This window comes from Pseudomonas sp. TJI-51 (genome assembly GCF_000190455.2).
Taxonomy (GTDB): domain Bacteria; phylum Pseudomonadota; class Gammaproteobacteria; order Pseudomonadales; family Pseudomonadaceae; genus Aquipseudomonas; species Aquipseudomonas juntendi.
The window spans coordinates 174,500-194,487 of sequence record NZ_AEWE02000053.1 but is presented as its reverse complement, the minus strand read 5'-3'; the positions used below and the strand labels follow the sequence as shown (position 1 = coordinate 194,487).

30 protein-coding genes and 1 pseudogene are annotated in these 19,988 nt (G+C 55.1%); 21 read left to right on the top strand and 10 right to left on the bottom strand.

The window, feature by feature from the left end; genetic code table 11:
• Window positions 1–103: 103 nt before the first annotated feature.
• Window positions 104–556 (bottom strand): response regulator, encoded by a 453-nt coding sequence (locus tag G1E_RS12920; RefSeq protein WP_009681427.1) that lies wholly within the window; start codon window positions 554–556, stop codon window positions 104–106.
• 267 nt (window positions 557–823) lie between these two features.
• Between G1E_RS12920 and G1E_RS12915 the strand changes: the two genes are divergently transcribed.
• Complete coding sequence (locus G1E_RS12915; protein ID WP_009681426.1) at window positions 824–1,102, top strand: hypothetical protein; 279 nt, start codon at window positions 824–826, stop codon at window positions 1,100–1,102.
• A gap of 57 nt (window positions 1,103–1,159) precedes the next feature.
• On the opposite strand, the gene G1E_RS12910 is transcribed toward G1E_RS12915, so the two are convergent.
• From G1E_RS12910 to G1E_RS12900, 3 genes are read right to left on the bottom strand one after another with little or no spacing between them, the layout of a single operon-like run.
• Complete coding sequence (locus G1E_RS12910; protein WP_009681425.1) at window positions 1,160–2,485, bottom strand: SDR family oxidoreductase; 1,326 nt, start codon at window positions 2,483–2,485, stop codon at window positions 1,160–1,162.
• A 32-nt stretch (window positions 2,486–2,517) separates the two neighbouring features.
• Window positions 2,518–2,751, bottom strand: a complete 234-nt coding sequence (locus G1E_RS12905) for a PLD nuclease N-terminal domain-containing protein (RefSeq protein ID WP_009681424.1) — start codon at window positions 2,749–2,751, stop codon at window positions 2,518–2,520.
• Window positions 2,752–2,764: 13 nt separating this feature from the next.
• Window positions 2,765–3,967: a zinc-dependent alcohol dehydrogenase gene (locus G1E_RS12900; protein ID WP_009681423.1), complete on the bottom strand. Its 1,203-nt coding sequence runs from the start codon at window positions 3,965–3,967 to the stop codon at window positions 2,765–2,767.
• Between the two features lie 206 nt (window positions 3,968–4,173).
• Between G1E_RS12900 and G1E_RS29495 the strand changes: the two are divergent.
• A pseudogene (locus G1E_RS29495) lies at window positions 4,174–4,614 on the top strand (DNA polymerase ligase N-terminal domain-containing protein); the annotation flags it as partial.
• Window positions 4,615–4,717: 103 nt separating this feature from the next.
• Window positions 4,718–5,005 (top strand): hypothetical protein, encoded by a 288-nt coding sequence (locus G1E_RS29490; RefSeq protein ID WP_029886733.1) that lies wholly within the window; start codon window positions 4,718–4,720, stop codon window positions 5,003–5,005.
• Here G1E_RS29490 and G1E_RS27580 read toward each other — a convergent pair.
• Both G1E_RS27580 and G1E_RS12890 read right to left on the bottom strand, forming a co-directional pair.
• Complete coding sequence (locus tag G1E_RS27580) at window positions 5,002–5,223, bottom strand: DUF2061 domain-containing protein (protein ID WP_009681421.1); 222 nt, start codon at window positions 5,221–5,223, stop codon at window positions 5,002–5,004. The genes G1E_RS29490 and G1E_RS27580 overlap by 4 nt on opposite strands.
• A gap of 61 nt (window positions 5,224–5,284) precedes the next feature.
• Window positions 5,285–5,794: a ferritin-like domain-containing protein gene (locus tag G1E_RS12890; protein WP_009681420.1), complete on the bottom strand. Its 510-nt coding sequence runs from the start codon at window positions 5,792–5,794 to the stop codon at window positions 5,285–5,287.
• A gap of 262 nt (window positions 5,795–6,056) precedes the next feature.
• Here G1E_RS12890 and G1E_RS12885 point away from each other — a divergent pair, with 262 nt between their 5' ends.
• The 4 genes from G1E_RS12885 (at window position 6,057) to G1E_RS27575 (ending at window position 8,084) form a co-directional block, all read left to right on the top strand.
• On the top strand, window positions 6,057–6,935 hold the full coding sequence (locus G1E_RS12885; protein WP_009681419.1) for a manganese catalase family protein: 879 nt from the start codon (window positions 6,057–6,059) through the stop codon (window positions 6,933–6,935).
• A 15-nt stretch (window positions 6,936–6,950) separates the two neighbouring features.
• Window positions 6,951–7,181 (top strand): hypothetical protein, encoded by a 231-nt coding sequence (locus G1E_RS12880; RefSeq protein WP_029886730.1) that lies wholly within the window; start codon window positions 6,951–6,953, stop codon window positions 7,179–7,181.
• Window positions 7,182–7,205: 24 nt separating this feature from the next.
• Window positions 7,206–7,706 (top strand): ferritin-like domain-containing protein, encoded by a 501-nt coding sequence (locus G1E_RS12875; RefSeq protein WP_009681418.1) that lies wholly within the window; start codon window positions 7,206–7,208, stop codon window positions 7,704–7,706.
• A 183-nt stretch (window positions 7,707–7,889) separates the two neighbouring features.
• The gene (locus tag G1E_RS27575; RefSeq protein ID WP_080709236.1) at window positions 7,890–8,084 is read left to right on the top strand and encodes a LysR family transcriptional regulator; all 195 of its coding nucleotides are present in this window, start codon (window positions 7,890–7,892) and stop codon (window positions 8,082–8,084) included.
• A gap of 43 nt (window positions 8,085–8,127) precedes the next feature.
• On the opposite strand, the gene G1E_RS12870 is transcribed toward G1E_RS27575, so the two are convergent.
• A complete protein-coding gene (locus G1E_RS12870; RefSeq protein WP_009681417.1) occupies window positions 8,128–8,691 on the bottom strand; it encodes an isochorismatase family protein in 564 nt (187 codons plus the stop codon).
• 340 nt (window positions 8,692–9,031) lie between these two features.
• Here G1E_RS12870 and G1E_RS12865 point away from each other — a divergent pair, with 340 nt between their 5' ends.
• Window positions 9,032–9,940, top strand: a complete 909-nt coding sequence (locus G1E_RS12865; protein WP_009681416.1) for an alpha/beta fold hydrolase — start codon at window positions 9,032–9,034, stop codon at window positions 9,938–9,940.
• Window positions 9,941–10,038: 98 nt separating this feature from the next.
• Window positions 10,039–10,230 carry a hypothetical protein gene (locus G1E_RS12860; RefSeq protein ID WP_009681415.1) on the top strand — a complete coding sequence of 64 codons (192 nt, stop codon included), beginning with the start codon at window positions 10,039–10,041 and terminating at the stop codon, window positions 10,228–10,230.
• 178 nt (window positions 10,231–10,408) lie between these two features.
• Here the strand turns inward: G1E_RS12860 and G1E_RS12855 are convergent, their stop codons facing one another.
• Window positions 10,409–11,119: an OBAP family protein gene (locus G1E_RS12855; RefSeq protein ID WP_009681414.1), complete on the bottom strand. Its 711-nt coding sequence runs from the start codon at window positions 11,117–11,119 to the stop codon at window positions 10,409–10,411.
• A gap of 325 nt (window positions 11,120–11,444) precedes the next feature.
• On the bottom strand, window positions 11,445–12,137 hold the full coding sequence (locus G1E_RS12850) for a DUF421 domain-containing protein (protein ID WP_033690043.1): 693 nt from the start codon (window positions 12,135–12,137) through the stop codon (window positions 11,445–11,447).
• A gap of 191 nt (window positions 12,138–12,328) precedes the next feature.
• Here G1E_RS12850 and G1E_RS12845 point away from each other — a divergent pair, with 191 nt between their 5' ends.
• The 9 genes from G1E_RS12845 (at window position 12,329) to G1E_RS12805 (ending at window position 18,431) form a co-directional block, all read left to right on the top strand.
• Window positions 12,329–13,246, top strand: coding sequence for a bifunctional helix-turn-helix transcriptional regulator/GNAT family N-acetyltransferase (locus G1E_RS12845; protein ID WP_009681412.1), 918 nt, complete (start codon window positions 12,329–12,331; stop codon window positions 13,244–13,246).
• A gap of 84 nt (window positions 13,247–13,330) precedes the next feature.
• A complete protein-coding gene (locus G1E_RS27570; protein ID WP_009681411.1) occupies window positions 13,331–13,759 on the top strand; it encodes a LexA family transcriptional regulator in 429 nt (142 codons plus the stop codon).
• Window positions 13,746–15,026: a translesion error-prone DNA polymerase V subunit UmuC gene (umuC, locus tag G1E_RS12835; RefSeq protein ID WP_009681410.1), complete on the top strand. Its 1,281-nt coding sequence runs from the start codon at window positions 13,746–13,748 to the stop codon at window positions 15,024–15,026. The genes G1E_RS27570 and umuC overlap by 14 nt, the downstream gene beginning before the upstream one ends.
• A 169-nt stretch (window positions 15,027–15,195) precedes the next feature.
• A complete protein-coding gene (locus G1E_RS12830; protein WP_009681409.1) occupies window positions 15,196–16,179 on the top strand; it encodes a hypothetical protein in 984 nt (327 codons plus the stop codon).
• A complete protein-coding gene (locus G1E_RS12825) occupies window positions 16,169–16,810 on the top strand; it encodes a hypothetical protein (protein ID WP_009681408.1) in 642 nt (213 codons plus the stop codon). Before G1E_RS12830 ends, G1E_RS12825 begins: the two co-directional genes overlap by 11 nt.
• Window positions 16,811–16,952: 142 nt before the next feature.
• Window positions 16,953–17,321 carry a histone-like nucleoid-structuring protein, MvaT/MvaU family gene (locus G1E_RS12820; protein ID WP_009681407.1) on the top strand — a complete coding sequence of 123 codons (369 nt, stop codon included), beginning with the start codon at window positions 16,953–16,955 and terminating at the stop codon, window positions 17,319–17,321.
• Between the two features lie 218 nt (window positions 17,322–17,539).
• Window positions 17,540–17,770: a hypothetical protein gene (locus G1E_RS12815; protein WP_009681406.1), complete on the top strand. Its 231-nt coding sequence runs from the start codon at window positions 17,540–17,542 to the stop codon at window positions 17,768–17,770.
• Window positions 17,771–17,832: 62 nt separating this feature from the next.
• Window positions 17,833–18,042: a hypothetical protein gene (locus G1E_RS12810; RefSeq protein WP_009681405.1), complete on the top strand. Its 210-nt coding sequence runs from the start codon at window positions 17,833–17,835 to the stop codon at window positions 18,040–18,042.
• Window positions 18,043–18,128: 86 nt separating this feature from the next.
• Window positions 18,129–18,431, top strand: coding sequence for a nucleotidyltransferase family protein (locus G1E_RS12805; protein ID WP_009681404.1), 303 nt, complete (start codon window positions 18,129–18,131; stop codon window positions 18,429–18,431).
• On the opposite strand, the gene G1E_RS12800 is transcribed toward G1E_RS12805, so the two are convergent.
• A complete protein-coding gene (locus G1E_RS12800) occupies window positions 18,421–18,870 on the bottom strand; it encodes a 3'-5' exoribonuclease (protein WP_033690042.1) in 450 nt (149 codons plus the stop codon). The genes G1E_RS12805 and G1E_RS12800 overlap by 11 nt on opposite strands.
• A gap of 17 nt (window positions 18,871–18,887) precedes the next feature.
• Between G1E_RS12800 and G1E_RS12795 the strand changes: the two genes are divergently transcribed.
• Genes G1E_RS12795 through G1E_RS12785 form a run of 3 tightly spaced genes read left to right on the top strand, consistent with a single transcriptional unit; the run spans window position 18,888 to window position 19,888 of the window.
• Window positions 18,888–19,253, top strand: coding sequence for a hypothetical protein (locus G1E_RS12795; RefSeq protein WP_009681402.1), 366 nt, complete (start codon window positions 18,888–18,890; stop codon window positions 19,251–19,253).
• A 27-nt stretch (window positions 19,254–19,280) separates the two neighbouring features.
• A complete protein-coding gene (locus G1E_RS12790; protein WP_033690036.1) occupies window positions 19,281–19,682 on the top strand; it encodes a hypothetical protein in 402 nt (133 codons plus the stop codon).
• On the top strand, window positions 19,679–19,888 hold the full coding sequence (locus tag G1E_RS12785) for a hypothetical protein (RefSeq protein ID WP_009681400.1): 210 nt from the start codon (window positions 19,679–19,681) through the stop codon (window positions 19,886–19,888). Before G1E_RS12790 ends, G1E_RS12785 begins: the two co-directional genes overlap by 4 nt.
• The last annotated feature ends 100 nt before the right edge of the window (window positions 19,889–19,988 follow it).

The following is a 19,988-nucleotide window of genomic DNA, read 5'->3' as shown; positions in this document are numbered from 1 at the left end:
CTGTGTTCAACTCGGACGTCCTGGGGCGGGGTGTTTACTCAGTGGGTTTTGGCCAAGGCCGACGGGTTGCGCGAAAGAACCGGTGCAGGCGTGTGTGGCGTCCTTAAGCTTTGTTCGCGAACGTTTGGGAAAGATCAAGCTTGGCAGACGCCGACCTTCCACCCCCGTCGGCGTGGTTAAGCTGAGCGCAGAGCAGTTCCTGGAGCTGGGTTATTGGCCACGGCTTAGGAAGGAACTCCGCACCTGGCGGCAACACTCTCCCTGCAAATTCGTAGTATCCGCTCATGACAATGATGCGCGTCTGAGGTTTTTGCTGGCTTGCCATCCAGGCAAGATCAACCCCATTGAGTAAACCAGGCGTTTGTACATCCGTTATCAGCAGCGTCCAATCTTGCTTCCTCAACGCCTCATTACCGTCATCGGCAGTCGCCACCGCTGTCACCATGGCCCCCCATTCTTCCAGGTACAGGGTCAAAAGCTCTCGAATCATGGGTTCGTCCTCAACGATGAGAACAGTTGGGCGAATTATCTTCGCAGCGGAAAGCAGCTCTTTCATACGTATACTCGGACATGCGGCTGCAGGAAGGGAGGGACATCCAGGTCTGCTTGCTTTCTTCCAGCAAGACGTAGCAGCGCGCCATCACTACGACATCGCCAGCGTTCAAAAAATTCACTTCAACTTGAGTCAGTGCCATCCATTCCCATCCGTGAGCGGATCTATAACGGGGGCGACCATCTGGACGCATCCATGCCGCTGACACCGCCCTACTGAACCTCTGCAATCTGCGTGACTCCACCCTCCATCAGCATATGAGGCCTCCTGATGCGAACACTCGAGAAAAACCTGTCTGCCGCCCCATTGCTGAAACTCAATTGTTTGGCGGTTTGGTATCGGGTGCTTGAAGACAGGGCATTGCGCATGGACTCGCCTGACGATTATCACGAGGAATTGCTTCGCCAAGCCGATGAGATGGATCGTCGAGGGATTATCTGCTGGCAGGAATGGCGCGATCTTCGTCTGGAGGCTGACGCTGCTTACCTGAGAGCGGTAGCAGGGGAGGACTATCGCCCGGTTAAACCCAGGAGCTCGTCAGCAGAGTAGGGATCGAACGTGATCTCGCAATGAAACCACGCTCAATCCTCTGTAAGCAGACCTTCTCTATCTATCCCTGCGTCGTGAACGTGTGAGGGTAATACCCAAAAGGATTCCCAGCGCCGCTGCGCCGATCAGCAGGGGCGTTTTATCTTTTGACTTCCTCCAACCTCCGTCGATACCTCTCCTGCCACTTGGAGGCTCGAAGAGGTTGCCTGATGATGCTGCGGCTACGGGGCTGCGATTTATCCCCCAGCGCGTCAGCTTCCCTGACAACAGAGGCAGCCCTGGTATCAGGTAGCTGGCCAAATGCGCGATGCGCGCTGCAGCGCCAACGGTGGTGTGAGCCCGAGGCGAGATTGCGCATGCCACCATAGCCTTTGCCACCATCTCGGGATCGTATACGGGGCTTGGCGGTGTCAGCGTATGTCCGGTGTAGTTGCCACCGTCTCGGAAGCCAGGTGTGTCCATGACTGCTGGATAGATATCGCAGACATGGATGTTGGGATATCCAGTCAGCTCGCCTCGCAATGCCTCGGTCAGTCCACGCAAGCCGAATTTGCTCGCCGAATAAGCGGCGGCGTAGGGCTGGGCCACCCAGCTGCCCAGCGACAGCGTGTTGATCAGAATACCGCTGCCCTGTGCCTTGAAGAAGGGAAGGGCGACGTAGGCACCTCGCAGGTAACCGATCAGGTCAGTCTGGATGACCTGCTCGTGCGCCTCCAATGGCGTTTCTTCGAAATTGCCGACCGCGCCGACCCCGGCATTGTTGATCCAGATATCGATCCGTCCATGGCCAAATTCTGCAGCCTGCTCGGCGAGCGCTTGAACATGATCGTTGCGGGTGACGTCCGTCATAATCGCTATGGCGTCGGTACCGCAATCGGTGCATTCATCCAGGACGTCGAATAACGCCTCTTCGTCGCGTGCTGCGAGTACCAGGCGAGCACCTTTGCACGCAAAGGCGTGCGCAGCGGCGCGACCTATACCGCTTGAAGCGCCAGTGATCACCACGACTTTGCCGCGAAGCGGGCCCTTGATCGGGTAACTATCGCCAAGTGCTCCATCATTTGTGCCCGACGTACTGGCGTCAAAGTTAGCAAGGGTTTCGCTGGCCTCGACTCGGCAAAGTCCCAGAGCGGTGCCATCTACCAGGGTTAAAGTCAGCCCTTCGATGATTCCCGCCTCCCGGTTAGGAAACACGGGCTCACCTTCGGCATCCAGGCTGTCGTAGATGAATTGTGTGCCTTCAAGCCATCCCACGGCGGTGAGAAGCTCAGGGCCGAGATAATACTTCCCGTCTTGAAAGAAGCCGGGGAACTGATGAGCGCGCTCCACGTTTTCCACGCGATAGCGTTCGCCTGGTTTCATGCCTGTCGCTTGATCGATCATGTTGAAACCCCTGTAAGTGGAGCTCGGAAATGTCAGCCTTTGCTGTGCTCGTCGGAAGTGGGCCCAGTACCTCGCTTGATACCGCGTGGGCCAGCAACGCCCCAGATACCCAGGCCAACCAGCGGTAGGGCGACGATCAGCAGGGCCCAGGCCGCTTTGACTGCATCTGACTTGTCGCTCCGGAACACGCTGACGATGGCCCACAGATCGATGAGCAAGAGGATTGCCGCGACGGCAATCCAGGAGTAGCTGGCGATACCGTTCATGTGCTTGCCTCCTTTACACGAAGTCAGGGCCCAAGGTGCCCGCTGCCGCGCCTGGCACGAGGATGACCTTGCGGCAGTTGTCCTGCTTCTGATCGAACATCTTGTAGCCCATGGCCGCTTCTTCGAGGGCCAGGCGGTGGGTGACGATCAGCTCTGGTTGCAGGCGACCTGCTTCGATGTGTTCAAGAAGTTCAGGCAAGTATTTCTGCACATGGGTCTGGCCCATCTTGAAGGTGAGCCCCTTGTCGAAGGCATCGCCGAACATGAAGGCGTGGATGAAGCCGGCGTATACCCCCGGCACACTGACAACTCCGCCGCGACGCACTGCAGCAATGCTCTGGCGCAGCGCCTTGCCACTGCTGCCTTCGATCTTCAGCGCCGTCATCACCGTTTCGGCAGTGCTGCCTTTCGCCTCGAAACCGACCGCATCGATCACCGCATCGACGCCGCGCATGCCTGGCGTCTGGCGGATGATGCTGTCGGCGGGATCGTCGTCTTGCTCGAAGTTGATCGGTATGACCCCGTAGGCCTCTCGTGCGTAGGCCAGGCGATAATCGTTGTCGTCGACCATGAAGATGGTCTGAGCGCCGAGCATTCGCGCACAGGCGGCGCTCAGCAAGCCCACCGGCCCGGCGCCGTAGATCGCCACCGATGACCCTTGGCCTATTTCGGCATTGATGACCGCCTGCCAAGCGGTCGGCAGGATGTCCGAGAGGAACAGCACCTTGTCGTCGGCCAGCGCGGTGGGCACTTTGAACGGGCCGACGTTGCCCTTGGGCACCCTCACGTAATCCGCCTGGCCGCCAGGGATACCGCCATAGAGATGGCTATATCCAAACAGCGCGGCGCCTGGGGGAATTCCCTTCTTGTTGATGATCGCACCACGACCCGTGTTGGTGGTTTCACAGGCAGCGAACAGGTCGTGCTGGCAGAAGAAACAGCTGCCGCACGCGATCACGAAGGGAATCACTACTCGGTCGCCGATCTGCAGATTGGTCACGGCACTGCCAGTATCTTCGACGATGCCCATGAACTCATGGCCGAAGATATCACCCGCTTCGGTTTCTGGAATTTTGCCTCGATAAAGGTGCAGGTCAGAGCCGCAAATGGCTGTGGCTGTGACCCTGAGGATAATGTCGTCTTCCTGCTCAATGATGGGATCGGGGACGTTATCGACCCTGACGTCGTGTGCTCCGTGGTAGGTCAGTGCTCTCATAAGGTCAGCTCCTGCAGGCGTTTTTCCGTGATAGGTATGCAGGGGAAGCCATGACAGATGGCAAAGTTCAGCCGAACAAGTCCGGTGGTACTTAAAACTCATTCGCGACGCCCACATTTCAAGCTGAACATTCCTGACCACACCGGTATCAGAACGATCTGAGCCCGTGCCACAAGAGCCAGGCCGATTAAACGAGGGGCGTGGCGATGGACGACACGATGTTGGCATACATGGTGTTCGCTGCCTCACATCCTGAGGCGCTTTCGCAGGTACAAGTGCTTACAGAAGCGGAGGCATTGGAGGCTGGCGAAGCACTCCCAGATCTGCGTGAAACCATGGCCGTACAGATCCTCAGTGCTGAAGCCAAGGCTCAGCGTAAAACCCTGGCCACGCTCGTTGAGGTGATTTTGGGCAAGGCCGTCATCGAGCCCGATGCGCCATCCACTAACCATGTCTCCAGCCTTGAGAAATACAACCGGATGCGAGATTTCGACGCGTCACCGGAGCCGTCTGGAAATCGTAAGCAGTCGAGCAGGAATATTCAGGCCTTACAATTCTGCGTCCAGAAGCATGACGCCACACGGCTGCATTACGACTTCCGCTCGGAGCTCGATGGCACGTTGAAGAGTTGGGCGACCGTTACCGGCTGTCCGAAAAGCGTCGTTGTCGGAAATTGGCGCTCGCGTTGATGGGCTGCTCCGCTAAGGTCAGGTGATGTCTAAATGATACTAAAGTCATAGGATGGCTGACATGCGAATACGTGGTGATGTTTTCTGGAAGTGGGCTGACCCTGTGCTTCCCCATCGTAGCCATGATGAGACACTGGACAACGGAACGGTTATTGACGTACAGACGAGATTGTCGCGAACCGGGGCTACCCAGGTTTTTATCGGCGTCTATGCGGCCACTGGGATGCCACTCCACGAAGAAGCATTTGATGCTAGGCCAGGAGAATCGATGACCCGTGCACTGGCCTGGGGTGTAGGACGGGCCAGAAGGATTGCCAGTGATCCGCGCAGTAAAGTTGTTAATTATTAGCTCTGAAGACGTTGCCACACCTTTTCGTGGAAATAAAAGGCAACGGTATTACAAGCCGGCTCAATGATCGCAATCAGTCCGCCTGTCAATGCAGAGCCGGTGAGTAGGTAGGCGACGGTAAAGGCTATCGAGAAGTGTAAGACGCTAAAGCTCAACGTCTTCCATAGCGGCCCTTTAAGGCGGGAATGGCAGCAGTTGATATCGGAAAAGTCTTTCATATCGATTGGAGGCCCAACGGAAAGTAATGAGCCGTATCAACGCGATACGGCCTTTTCGAAATCAGCGTTTCGCTTCAACATCCGGAGTTGCAGAACGAGAAAGGAAGGCTTGTGTGATTTCTGGCAAATGCTCACCCAGCCATTTCGCCATGGCGATCTCTTCTTTGAGGATCGAACGGCACGCATTTGCCGTCAGCTCGTCGCCCGCGAATGTAGCCGCTTCTACGAGCACCGTGTAGGAAGCGATCTCTACGTTCTCGAACACGTAGCCAGCCATGGCGCCCTTGACCACTTCGTCGCTCATCGCCATGCCGCCAACAGCTTGGCCAAACGCCATGAGTTTGCCGGCCATGTCTTTCAGTTTCGATGTGCTTCCGCCAAGGCGCTCGATGCACTCCACTAGCCGACGCTGCTGTCCTTCGGTTTCTGCAATGTGCTGAACAATTCGCTCGCGAAGTTTGGGATAGTGCTCAAGTCGCTCTGCTTGCCCCTTCAGCATTGTCTCAGCTTGCTGTTCCATTGCGTGAGCATCACGCAGCCAATCCAGTAAGTTCTCGGTTGGAGTCGCCATGGTCAAATATCCTTTGTGAGGGAATTATTGGGAAACCGTCCTTTAGGAACTGTTCGTTTCAGACGATGAATGGTGTTGCGCACTAACTATTGGAGTCTATTTATTTTTATTTGCATGGAAAATCACTTTGAACTATTTCTGCGTGGCCGCCCGTCCTGAATGTTGAGCGTTGGTTAGCACGATGTAAGACGGAGCTCACTCCCAGCCATAGACGACGTTCACAAATAATTATGGGCGTTCGACTAGCCGCGAGGAGATAGCCATGTTTATCCATAACAAGCGCTTGCAATATACCGTGCGAGTAGCGCAGCCCAATCCAGGTCTGGCGAACCTGTTGCTCGAACAATTCGGTGGTGCTCAAGGTGAACTGGCGGCTGCTAGCCGTTATTTCACTCAAGCGTTGGCGGAAGACGATCCGGGGCGTAAAGACCTGCTCATGGACATCGCGACCGAGGAGCTCAGTCACCTGGAGATCGTCGGCTCCATCATCGTCATGCTCAACAAAGGGGCCAAAGGTCGCCTTGCAGAGGGCGTAGAAGAGGAGGGTGAGTTGTATCGAGCGATCAATGGTGCGGGCAACGACTCCCATATCACCAGCATCTTGTACGGTGCCGGCGCTCCGCTCACCAATTCGGCTGGCGTCCCTTGGAGCGCTGCCTATGTCGATACCATAGGCGAGCCAACAGCAGATTTTCGTTCGAACATCGCCGCTGAAGCGCGGGCCAAGATCGTCTACGAGCGTCTGATGAACGTGACTGATGACCCAGGCGTGAAAGAGGCGCTGGGCTTCCTCATGACGCGAGAGATCGCCCATCAGCTTTCCTTTGAGAAGGCGCTTCACGCCATTCAGCCGAACTTCCCCCAAGGCAAGCTCCCCGGCATGCCGGAGTTCACCAACAAGTATTTCAACATGTCCGGTGAGCCCAATGTGCGCGGCCCTTGGAACGAGGGCAGCGAGTGGGAGTACGTGGAAAATCCATCCGCAGCTGTTGATGGGGGAGATGGCACCGCTGCGGTGACGCTGACTCCTGCCGAGGCTGAAACGGTCGAGGCGATGAAGCTTCGGACGATGTCCGATCCAACCACCAACCCGGTCACCGGAGCGGATCTTGGCTCCGGCTTGATCAATGGCAAAGACTGAGCTGCCGGAGGCTACATGAACACTCTGCGCAAGAAAGCCTCGCCACATCGCCTGGTTGGCGTTGAGCACCTCATGAGTCAAGCGTTGGCCGAATTTGAAGCTGAGTCCCGCTTGGCCTGTCGAGCTCTCCGTGTACGCATGGCCGTAATGACCTTCGGAGTCGGCTCGCTTCTACCGAACGACCTTCCCGGCGATGCGCCGGAAGTCGAGCGGCCAGAAACTTTTCTGAGTAACACCCTGCACTGATCACTACCGTCTAGGAGATAACCAATGGCTGCACGGAAAACTGTTGAAGACCTGTTTATCCACGAACTGTCTGACGTGTATAGCGCAGAAAAGCAGATCACCAAGGCGCTGCCTCGGTTGGCCAGGGCCGCCACCAATCCATTGTTGGCCGACGCCTTCACGTCCCACCTGGCCGAAACCCAGGGTCAGATCGAGCGCATCGACCAACTGGTGGAGTCGGCAGGCTTGAAGCTCAAGCGGATGAAGTGCGTTGCGATGGAGGGGCTGGTCGAGGAGAGCAAGGAGCTACTCGATGAAATCGAAAAAGGCGCGGTGCTCGATGCAGCGTTGATCGGGGCTTGCCAGAAGGTGGAGCACTACGAGATCGCCAGCTACGGAACGCTGATCGCCATGGCCAAGCACCTGGGAATGAAGGAAGCAGTGTCGTTGCTGGGCGATACCTTGGCCGAGGAAAAAGCAGCGGACGATAAGCTTTCTGCAATTGCTGAAGAAGGTGGCAACCAGGCGGCAACACTCGAAAAATGATGGCTGATGCCCGGTGCAGGATGCGCCGGGCTTGTACAGCGCTATCCATCCACCCAATTGGTGCATTCTCGACAACACTGTGTCAGGCGCTACGCTTCTGTGCAGTCTAGCGACGACGGTGCCTTGAAGTTGACGAACATCGCAGAGAGTCCACAATTTTGGGATCTGCATTAGCCGGCTTCAATGGCCCGCGACAAATTCAGCGACCTCGTCGTATTTCTAGCAGTGGCGCAGGAAAGACATTTTACCCGTGCGGCGGCCAAGCTTCGTGTTACACAGTCAGCGGTTAGTTACTCAGTGCGTCAACTGGAGTCCCGTCTGGGGGACAACTTGTTCAAAGGACGTTCTGATGCGGCTGCCGACGCAGCGGGCCAGTGAAGTCGGGCGCTTGCTACCGCATCAGTGGAGGCCTGCCGCTGCTTCATAGGCGGAGCTGAGCGAGCACATCCTCTGATGACATGACTTGGGCATATTCAGTGCCCAGTATGGCCAAGGCCAGCTCATAAACGGTTAAGGCGTCCCAACACGTTCCTTGCGGCCCGGTTACGGGTACAGCAGTCGTGGCATCCGCAGGAAGAATAATTTCGTACCCAAGCGCTTTCCCGGCCCGGATAGTGGCATCCATGCTGTTGTGAACCACAACGCCCGTCAAAACAATGCGTTTTACTTGCATATTTTTGAGAATGGCATCCAATTGGGTTCCTATGAATGCGCAGTTCTCATGCTTGATAATGACAATCTCGCCCTCTACCGGTGCCACTTCTTTCTTGATCCCATTCCAAGGGCCATGAACGTAATAGCTGGAGGTGGGATTTTCTTCATCATGCTTCACATGAAGGACAGGCCAGCCAGTGGATCGCCAGTGCCAAAGAAGGCGTTGGATAACTGACAAATAGCCAGGGTGGCTTTTACCATTCCAAACAGGTTGATCGATAGCATCCTGAACATCGAGGATAATCAGGGGGATGCTAGGCGTATCCTTCATGCGAGGTCGTCTCCTTACGATGGAGGCTTAGTGTGCTGCAACGTATTCCCGTCAACAAGCAGCGCAGGCGCGCTAGGGTGCCGGTGCTGCAACGAGGCCACTAAGGACGGGCTGCTACCTGTCAGTGGATTCCGACCCAGCTCACGCAAGGTGCGTTGGGCGGACGCCTACTTTTTTCACCCCTTGGCTCAAGCTGAACCTCGGATTACTGGTTTCACCGCGCTTTGAAGCCCTTATACTGTCCGTTTGCCAACGGTCAAGGAGAGACTATGACGCCGACTATTTTCAAAGGTGATTGTTCTGCAAAAATTGCAGTGCTTTGCGTAGAAGGGCGGGTCTGATGCGCGTTGGAAGAATCATGGCGATGGTTGGAACCACGCTTTCGTTGATGACAGGGCCGGTAATGGCATCAGCAGGCCTATCGTCCCAGCCAGCAGAGCATTCCAGCCTGCAGCGAATTTCTGTGCAGGTTGAAGGTTCCGGCAAGGACGTCATATTGATCCCAGGCCTGGCATCGTCTCGAAAGGTATGGGATGACCTAGTCCCCAAATTAAGGCAAAGCTATCGCCTTCACCTGGTTGAGCTGGCAGGTTTCGCCGGGTCGCCTGCCGTATCCGAAACCAAGGGGAAAGTCATTGCTCCTGCGGTCGAAGAGATCGCTGACTACATCCACTCTCAGCGGATCAAGGCACCGGTGATCATCGGTCACTCTCTGGGAGGAGAGGCAGCTTTGATGCTTGGAGCTCGCCATCCCGATCAGGTGGGCCGATTGCTGATCGTTGATGCGCTTCCCTTTTACAGCTTGTTAGTCGACCCTTCGGCCACCACCGAAACTGCTACAGCGCCTGCTGCTGTGATGCGTGATTCGCTAATGGCTGCATCTGCTGAGCAAAACGAAGCCATGCAAACTGCATCCATCGCTCGGCTTGTTAAAAATGAAGCGTTTAGGCCAGGTTTGGTCGCTGACAGTATCCGCTCGGATCGCAGAACGGTGGCCGATGCTGTCTATGAATTGATGGTCACCGATTTGCGACCTGAACTCAGCCGCATCACCGTGCCGGTGGAGGTCGTGTACGCATATGACCCAATGTATGGCGTGCCTTCATCCAGCGTGGATGCGATGTTCCATCAGGCCTATACCTCAGCACGCGACATCCGGTTAAAGCGCATTGACGGCAGTTTTCACTTCGTAATGCTTGACCAGCCGGAGAAGTTTGCCCGCACCGCTCTGACATTTCTCAGCAAGTGAATCCCATTTGGCCTAACCCGCGATTAGCTGTTGCGCTTGGGTCGATATGTAGGCTGTAACCAAAAAAAATGATGTACGAGTCAACTCAAGGAACTCGAATGAAGGGGCAAAGGAAGGTCGTGTGGTTGCAGGTACTGCTCTCAATGCTGGGTATCGCTTTGGGCGCTGCCTTACATGGCTGGGGGATAGTCGGATTTTGGGGGATGATCACCATCATGATGATCCCGAACGTCGTTTTCATGGTCATGCAGGTATACGCGGAACGCTACAAGCAGGATATCGCACGATGAAAATTGTTCCGACTTGACCCCGCAAGCGGAGCGCGAAGCCCATGGAGGGGCGTAGGCGTGAGGATGGAAGCCCGGTAGGGCCGTGACCCTGGCTGCGCCAGGGCGCGGTACACGACAGCCGTTCCCCCGCAAGGGGGACACGCCCGAGGCCCCATCCACGCAGAGCTGATGCAGGCGGCTATTGGCTGGATCGGCTATTTGTAGTGGGTGGTGTAGCTGTTGAAGGGTGATGTACATGGGCACCGGTTGGATCGGTGATTTGAATGACATTACCGTGCTGCCAGCCATCCGCCTGAGGATCAGCATCAGGAATACGAATGTCAGCCCGCTCAGCTTTGTTTTTTGCAGCATCCACACCCAGGCGCCGATTGCGCTGTTCGACCATCGCCGGGTCAGCCTGGCCATCTGCGGTAAAGCCCATCATCAATTGCGGGACACCCACAGGTAGCGCCTTGTCTTGATCGGTGTGCCAGGTGTGCCAAGTCTTCCCATAGGTATGCGCCAGTCGCTCCATCAGGGCGTGCTCAGCAGGAGCAGGAATGCCTGGAGCGATCAACTGCCCAGAGGAGACCTCATAGCCATGGCTGTGCCACATCGCCTTCTCCTTGGCCGGCAACGAAGCAAAGAGCTTCTCGTCGATGATGTACTCGACGCCCATGATTTTCGCACCTTTGGTATTGCCGTCGAATATCACACACTGGATGACATCCTCATTCAGTATGGAGCAGTAGTGGTGCGCTTCCATCTGCACGTCCGGATGCCCGTTGTAAAAATGGAAGCCATCCAAGTAAGTGTTGATGGCCTCAATCGGCGGCTTCGACTGCAGCGTCGCGGCGCCGGCTTCCAGTAGTTGGGTTTTAGCAGACTCGGGCCTGCCTGGTGACTCCACAGGAGACTTCGTTTCGGGAGCGGAGCAGGCCCACAGCAGAGTGCAGGCGAGAGGGAAGGGTTAACGTTTGGAATAGCTGTCGCATGAGGAAGGCTCTGGCTGGTGTCCTTAGAGGACAGCCTTGGCCGTTGAAGCGGACAGCCCAACGGACGAATGGCCCGAGTAGAATTGCGGGCAAAAGAAAGCCCACTGCTAGGCGGGCAAGGGAGCTTCTATCACACGTAGGGATAGCTAAAGTTCTCACACCGGATGTGAAAAGGACGTGAATAAACCCGTCAGTGAAGACGGTGCGTGTCCAACCCCCGCACTCTTTAGTGGGTTTGGTCTAGCGGTTGCGCACGGTATCCAATGCAGGTGACCAGACGTTATGTCCGCAGCGTTCACACACGGCCGAGTCCTGAGGTTCAAGGAAGGTCGTGAAGCCGCAGCTGACGCAACAGTGTAGGCCAGCGTTCGGCGGTGCTAGGTACTCTGGACGATGTTCTACTGGCAGCACTGACAGCCCTGGCCGGGTGTCATCTGGCCCATAGAAATACAGGCTGATATCCCCATCGGTTTCCAATAGGCCGAGTCGAACCTGGCCAAGATGCTCCACGCCTTGTTGGCGCAGTTCCATGAAGAGCTCGTTGGACGAGATGTTCAAATTCCGCAGCGAATGGATCTCGTACATCCCGTCCTTTACGACCGTGATGGGCAACCCATCGATCCAGGCCTCGCAGGTTCTGCTGCGCCTCATCATGTAGACGGTTCCGCGATAGAGCAGCAACAGCGTGAGGAAAACCAATGCGACCGGGAGGAGGGGGACATCTTCGTAAAAGGTCACATCGCCTGCGGCTGAACCCAAGGTGAGGATCACCACGAGCTCGAATCGGGAAAGCTGCCTGATTCCGCGTCGACCACTGAATTTGAGAAAGAAGAACACGGCTAGAAACGCCGCTGAAACGCGGAGAGCGACCTCTAATAGAAAGGTCACTGGGTACTCGCCAATGAGCATCCGCTGCAGGTCAAATGAAACCATTTGCCGTAACCCATCCTTCGCAATCTCCTGTGACGGGTTGACCCGCATTTCTCGTTCTTGGTTCAGGGGGTGGTGTCAGCGAGACATCTAATCTTGGTTGTTGCTAGGAAGCCAGGGAGGCTGAAGACTTGAATTGACATGCTTGCCTTTGGCAATGATATGATTGCTAAAAGCAAGCATTGAGGCTGGTCATGCATAACACCTTGCGGGAGCGCGCAGACGTCATTCGCTCATTCAATCGTTTTTATACGCACCAGATGGGGTTGCTCGACGAACATCTGCTTCGATCAGAGTTTTCCCTAACTGAAGCTAGGATCCTATTTGAGCTTGGCGCAGGTCGCCCACTCACCAGCGTTGATCTTCGGAGTCACCTCAGCCTAGATGCTGGGTATATGAGCAGGGTAATAACAGGCCTGGAGAAACGTGGCCTGATTGAGAAGGTACGCTCTGACCAAGATGCTCGAGCTTACGAGATCCACCTGACCCATGAGGGACAGAGAACCCTGGCATCGCTTGAGGAGGTATCTCGAGACGCGGTGATGGCCCTAATTGAGCCTCTGTCCGAGCCCCAGCAGCGGCAACTGACTGAGGCAATGAAGCAAATTGAAGGGCTTCTTGGTAAAGCAGATCGCTCCTACCTACTACGTGATCCCCAGCCTGGCGACATGGGGCTGGTCGTTCAGCAGCAGGCCGCACTCTACTCAGGTGAGTACGGTTGGAATTCTGAGTTCGAGGCCTTGGTGGCTGAGATCGTGGCGAAGTACCTCCGTGAATTCGACCCCACCCGCGAGCGTTGCTGGATCGCAGAGCAGAGCGGCCAAGTGGTGGGATCAATTTTCGTCGTTCGGCACGACGAGAACACTGCCAAGCTGAGGATGTTGTACGTCGACGCTCGTGCGAGAGGCCTGGGTATTGGTAAGCGCCTGGTTGATGAGACACTACGCTTCGCTCGCCAGGTTGGTTACAAAAGGATGATCCTCTGGACGACCAGCAATCTCACGACCGCCCGTAAGCTCTATCAGGGTGCCGGTTTTGAGCTGATTGAGGAGGAGGAGGTCAACAGCTTCGGCAAAGATTTGGTTAGCCAGACTTGGGCTCGCGATCTTTAGCTATCTTCAGTTGGTCTGGGCTGCATTGACCAACTGACGAGAAAACGCTTACATGTACGTATATACAGTATAGGCGTTTTCGTCATGGTCACGATCCTCGGCCCCCTCGAATCAAGCGGTGCGAAACTCCCGCTGTTTTCCTTCCATGTCCCGGCAGGTTTTCCTTCGCCTGCAGCGGATCACCTGGAAAAGCGGATTTCTCTTGATGAGTTGCTCGACGTCCGGGCTCCGCACATTTATCTGGTGCGTGTAGAGGGCGACTCGATGATCGGTGCCGGCATCTACCCTGGCGACCTCGTGATTGTGGATCGCTCCATCGAGGCTGAGCCAGGCCACATCGTTATCGCTGCCGTGAACTGCGAACCCCTTTGCAAGCGCCTGGCCCGGGACGGCAGTCAGGTAGTCCTTAAGTCCGAGAATCCGCGCTATCCATCCAGGTATCTGCTGGAGGGTGAAGAGCTGCAGGTCTGGGGTGTGGTTACCTACAGCGTGCGAAGCCATGACAAAGCCTGAGCGAGTCTTCGCACTTATCGACTGCAACAGCTTCTATGCGAGCTGTGAGCGCGTGTTCCGCCTCGACCTTCGCAGCAAGCCTGTCGTCGTTCTCAGCAACAACGATGGTTGCGTGATCGCTCGATCAGCGGATGCCAAGCCCTGGATCAAGATGGGCGAGCCGTACTTCCAGATTAAGGACAAGCTCCGAAAGCACGGCATCGTCGCATGCTCCTCGAATTACGAGCTTTACGGCGACATGAGTGAGCGGGTAATGACCGTCATTGAGTCTATGGTGCCGGCAGCGGAGGTCTACAGTATCGATGAAGCCTTCGCTGAACTCACGGGTATGCCAGGCGACCTTGAGCGCCTGGGTCGACAGATCCGCTCCGAGGTCTATCGGCGGACAGGTATCCCGGTCGGCGTGGGTATTGCCTCAACCAAAACCCTGGCCAAGCTGGCAAATCATGCCGCAAAGAAATGGCAGAGCCATACCGGTGGTGTCGTCGACCTGCGCGATGACGTGAAGCGCAACTGGGTGCTCAAGAAATGTGATGCGGGTGACGTCTGGGGCATTGGCCGTCGCCTGTCCGCTCACCTGGCTGCAATGGATATCCGAACCGCATGGGAGCTTGCCCATGCCGACGCCTGGTCACTTCGGAAACAGTTCAGCGTGGTACTGGAGAAAACAGTGCGCGAGCTTGGCGGTATCACCTGCCTCGAGCTGGACGAGCCCGACCCGCCAAAGAAAGAGATCTGCTGCAGTCGGATGTTTGGTAACCGACTGACCGAGCTTGCTCCTATCAAGGAGGCGGTTGCAACCTACACGTCCAGGGCTGCCGAGAAGCTCCGCGCCCAGCAGTCGCTCTGTAAGCGCCTTCGCGTAAGCATCCGCACGGGCATGTTCAACCCCGATGAAGCCAAGTACGCCAACGGCATCCTGGTCGAGCTGCCATATCCAACGGACGATACGCGTTTGCTGACAAAAGCTGCGCAGGAGGGCGTGGAGCGAGTGTTCCGGGATGGTTTCCGCTATAGCAAGGCTGAAGTGCTGTTGCTCGACCTCAGCCAGCCAAATGAGATCACCGGTGACCTGTTCGCGGCGGCACAGCCGGTGGCGAGTGAAAAGCTGATGGGCGTGCTTGATGCGGTGAATGGAAGGTGGGGCAGAGGGACGATGCGTTTGGCGAGTGTGCCGGTCGACCCTAGCTGGGGCATGCGCCGGGAGATGATGAGCCAGAGCTTTACCACGCGCGTTGATGAACTTTGGACGGTCTACTGTAAGTGAGCCGTTACATTGCAACATAACCGAATGGGTGACTTATCGATGAATCGAAATTCGAGCGACGCTGTTGGGTTAGGACGGAAAAACTGGTTGGTGGCCATGAGCCAGCTTGCTACGGTTTTTTTCGAGGAGGTGTGGTAACGTTCGATTTAACTTGTACAGGGTGTGGATTATGAAGAAAGACATTGCAATGGAAGCAGCGAATTTTACCCTGAAGTTTGGGGGCGCGAACTTGCTGGATTATTTGGAAGAAATTGTCCTTCCGGCATTTCTTGGCGAGCGTGTAAGGCGTTACGCTGATACTAGGTATTTCTTTACTAATGTCACTTTAACCGAGATTCAAGGGGTGGTATGTTTGGTAGGGCGCTTTGTGAAGGATGTAATGCTACATTCTGAGCAGCGATTTATAAAGGGTGAAATAGTACAAGATGAGCGTAAGATGCAGTCATCTCCGTCTGCTGTGTTTGTACTGATGCTTGATACTCATCGAGTTATATTTGGCAAGGAAACCAAGCACCCTCCGACACTCCAGAATTTTGAGGGGACAGCTATTAGATTTTTGAAAGATGCACACAAGGAGTATATAGAGAGACTTTATAATGAAGCTGATGAGGAAGGGAGGAAGATTACGAAGGTGGGGTTGTTGAAAGAACATCCTTATCCTGAACTTCAAGTTGTACCATTATCATCAGAGGGGGATATTAACTCCTTCATTAAGAGATTTGCCAAGCTTCAGCGGGTTCAGTATACGTTTACGCCGCGAAATGACGAAGCAGACAATGCTGGTTTTTTCTTTGATAGTGCTCAGGAACAGCAGGCGGTTGTTGGGAGTAAAACGCTTACGATAACGCACACTAACAAGGAAGGTCTTGATAAATCGAGTGTAACTGAAGAAGTGGCCGCTGCAACTGCTCAAGGTAATCAGGTCGTAAAGCTTACGGGTTTGGATAAGGCCGGTGATAAACTGAACGGCGATAACGCTGATTTCCAGATAAAAAAGAAAATCGAAGTGCCAGGGCGTCGTGTTGAGGTAATAGCCGATTACCTAGTTCATGGTTTCATGGATTGGGTGTCGAATAAGTTGATTAAGTTGCCAGTTGTACCGAAAAGATCGAGGGAAAAGCTGCAGCAGGTAAAGGATTCTTATGAAGAATGAAACGCTTGACTCAGATGCGCTTTTGAGTGAGAAGAATCTCTTCTCAATATATGTGGCTGCCAGGAAGGTGCGATCTTCACGCTTCAATTTGATAACGACCGTTATTTTTTTTGTTGCTGCTGTATTACAGGCGGTACTGTCACCTCAAACGGTGGAAGCTAAGGTTGAATTTGTTAGGAAGTATGCTGATTTTGGTTTCAATGCGGCTCTAACCACAATGGGTTTTTTGGTCGCAGGGTTTACAATATTTGCTACTCTTAGTGATCCTGAGTTATTCATTAAGATGGGTCAAAGATTGCATCCGGATTCCAAGATTTCTTGGTTGAAGCATAACTTCTTTTTGTTTATCAGGGTGTTTATTTATTTTATAGTTTTTATAGTTTGGTGTTTGTTGGTGATTGTTTTTGGCTCTAAGTCGGGCGTTGTTAGCTATTTAATTATGCTGTTCGATGATGCTGCGGTTATTAGGGAGTGGGTCGCCTCTGCTGCACAGGTGTTACTCATCACAGGATTTTATTTTATACTGATGCAGTTGAAGTCTTTTGTGTTCAATATGCATCATGCAGTGATGACCTCACTTAAATGGAAGTGGGATAAGGCAGATAAGGCAGATAAAGGAGGGGAGGGTTGATCAGATTCCGCGGCGGAAACTTACAGGCAGTCAGGCTTTTGGTGGTAAATTGCTTGTCGCTGCTAGAGGTTCAAAATTAAGAGAAAAATTATTATGAATGCCTTAAGATGGAACGTCCTTTTCCATCATGCCGAGAAACTACATGTCCCGTCTAGCCGAATTCCGTCAACTCGAACAGCAACTAGCAGCACAGCTTGCTGAGCTTGAGGCACTCAAGGGTAGTTCCGAACTGCAAGCCGAAATTCAATTTGAGACCAAACTGCGTGACTTGCTGGCTGAGTACGGCTACAGCCTGCGCGACATCATCAACATCCTGGATCCTCAAGCCAACCGTCGTGCCGCCGCCCCTGCAGCAGCTGAAAAGGCCCCGCGTCGCGCCCGCCAGGTGAAGCAGTATAAGAACCCGCACAACGGAGAAATCATCGAGACCAAGGGTGGCAATCACAAGCTGCTCAAGGAATGGAAAGCCGAGTACGGCTCTGATGTGGTGGAAGGCTGGCTCGCCCAGTAACACGCTCCACCGATGGTTTGCTAAAGCCCCCTCACGGGGGCTTTTTCTATTGTGATGCTGTCAGCTGATACACCTGAGCGACTCATCACCCCCAGCGAAGGCCTGCCTCGTTCCAGCAACTGATCTGGTCTCATCGCAGGCGCATTTCGTCCGCAGTACCTATGCAGCCAGGCATTTTCCGAATACTGTATGCGCATACAGTAATAGGGAATGCCGCCATGACAGGCACCAATCTGCCCGTAATGTCGATCCAAGAGTGGCGGCAGCTACTCAACGACACCGAGGCCCTGCTTCTCGCACCTAAGAAACATCACAGGGAGCTTCTGCATCACGCATATGCGCTACGTGATACGCATGCCGTAGACTCAGGAACCTTGGCTGACATGCTGGAGCTCGCCGACGAAGCATTGATGTACGCCCACTCCGTCCAGGGTGATCAGCAGTGGTAGGCTAAACACAAGCCTTCATGGCATCGCGTCGTGTGGGATCGCTATGGCGAAAGGGAGGGATCATGAAAAAAGATCTGAGCAAGGTGCTCATGCCCGACCATCCGCTGTACACCGAGGCTGTGGAAGCGCTGAAGGTTTACCATCAGGCCCAGGCTGATGGAGTCGTGGGGATTGAGCTCGAGCGTCTGCGGTTGATGGCTGAGCATCGTTTTCAGGCTGTCACCGACTACCAGTTGCAAGCTCTTGGCGGGCCCGCTGAAAAAGATCATTAACAGATGGCCTACCTGAGACTGATCTCCTGCAGCAAAGTGCAGAATTTGCCTTTTGCTCGCGGCTCAGCGGCAACTTGGAGAAAGGCATGAGGCCCACTGACGCGATACGAGGAAAGGAAGCGGACATCCGGCGCCTCATCGAGGCCTATGGCTTCATTGAGCCCAAACTCTTCGGCTCTGCTGCTCGAGGCGATGATCACGAAGGGAGTGACCTCGATCTGCTCGCCATCATCCCTCCAGCAATGGCCGGCAAGATTTCCTTGTTCGACATCGCCGAGCTCGAGGATGAGCTCCAGGCCATGGTGGGGGTGCCAGTCGACTTCCACGCCCACAACAACATGCCTGAGCACCTCAGGCAATCCATCGAGCGAGAGATGGTTACGCTCTAGCTGTGAACATGCTTGCGATGATCTTGGCGTCCAGCAGGGCATGGTGAGGCAATTCCTCCCCATCGTTCGTCGTAGTTAGGGTCGTGGCATCGGTGGGAAAATTCCTGACGTTCTGGGGCCATTTCCCATCGTCATAGGCGAGCTCGCAGAACAGCTCCCAGTCGTAGGCAGGTGCGTCAGTGACAATCTCGAGCTCTTCGCCGTAGGTCGCCAGGAACCGCAGGAGCGCCGCCCTGGCGTCGATAATCGGCATGGCGTACTCACCACCCCACAACTGCGGCAGTACGATCTCCTTCACGAACTCACTGCAGTCTTCTTCTCGCCACGCGTCGACCACTTCCACGTAGAATTCCCGGCGATCCTCGGCGACCAACGCCAGGGAGATCAGCTTTGCCTGCGCGGTGAGCTGAGTGAACTCACAATCGAGAAAGAGCCTCATCTGTTGGAACCTCTGCAATGACTAAGGCCCGCCTGAAGTTGTCCCAGGAAGGCCGCGTGTGGGAAATCGCCTTGGCGTATTTCGGCCCTGAAAAGCTGTTGGAAACGATTGTAGATCTGTGGGAGGGTGCGAGCCCTCCCACAAGGCCGACCGTCGAGCACCTGTCGACCGACACGCTACCTACAGATGTCGTGAATATACTGAAAATTGCCCAGGTGCGAGTCGGGGCCCTCGTTCCAGGTCGCGTGCCTGTACCAAGTGTTGTCACGTTGTACGCACGGCATGCCAGTGACCTCGCCGATGAGATCCTGGCAAAACTGCCGAGAGGCGAGCTCACCCGTACCTTGTGGGGATCGCAGTTAGAAGTCGAAGTTGGCCTGTGACGTCCACCTGCGGCAGGGAGAAGTGATGTGACGATTGATCATCGACTGCGGAGCCTGGAGATCGCGAGGCGCAGAGCGCTGTGGGCACTTGCCAATCTACAGCCTGGAGACGCTCGCGCTGAAAAGGTGCTGGCTGAACTCGACGAGGTTGACCAGGGCCTGCCGGACATCGAGAGTGGTGATCAGCTCTCCGCCCAGAAGCTCGTCGATCTCATCACCACGAAGCTCCACAACGGCGTTCAACTGGTTGTCGAGGAGAGTATCCCAGAGCCGTGGCTGCAGCGCTTCCAAGCGGCAAGTGTTGGCTCTACCCGCCTGGCAGAGGGGCCCTATCTGCGCGATTTTGAGAAGTTCGTGGCCGTGTGGCACCAGGAGCTTGAGCACTTGAAAGCCCATCGGGCCCACAGATCCAGCACGAGGTCGCAGTGAAAAGAACGATCCTGGGTATGACAGAAGCCGGCGAGCCGCTCTTGCAGCAGGCTCTTCAAGCCATCCGGGCCCATCAGCAGGCGGTGGATGAAGGGCGACCAGCAGAGGAGATCGAAAGGCTACGTCTCGAGGCTGATCACCTGTATCAAACCGTCATCGACTATCAGTTGCACAAGGCCGGCACGCTTGGGCAGTCAGTCCATTGATGGATCGCAATGGTCTTTGCGTTTGTTGGCAAATTTGCAAGCGGAGCGCGCCGGCCCGAAGGGCCAGAGGCCCAAGGATGAAGCCCGTTGGGCAAAAACC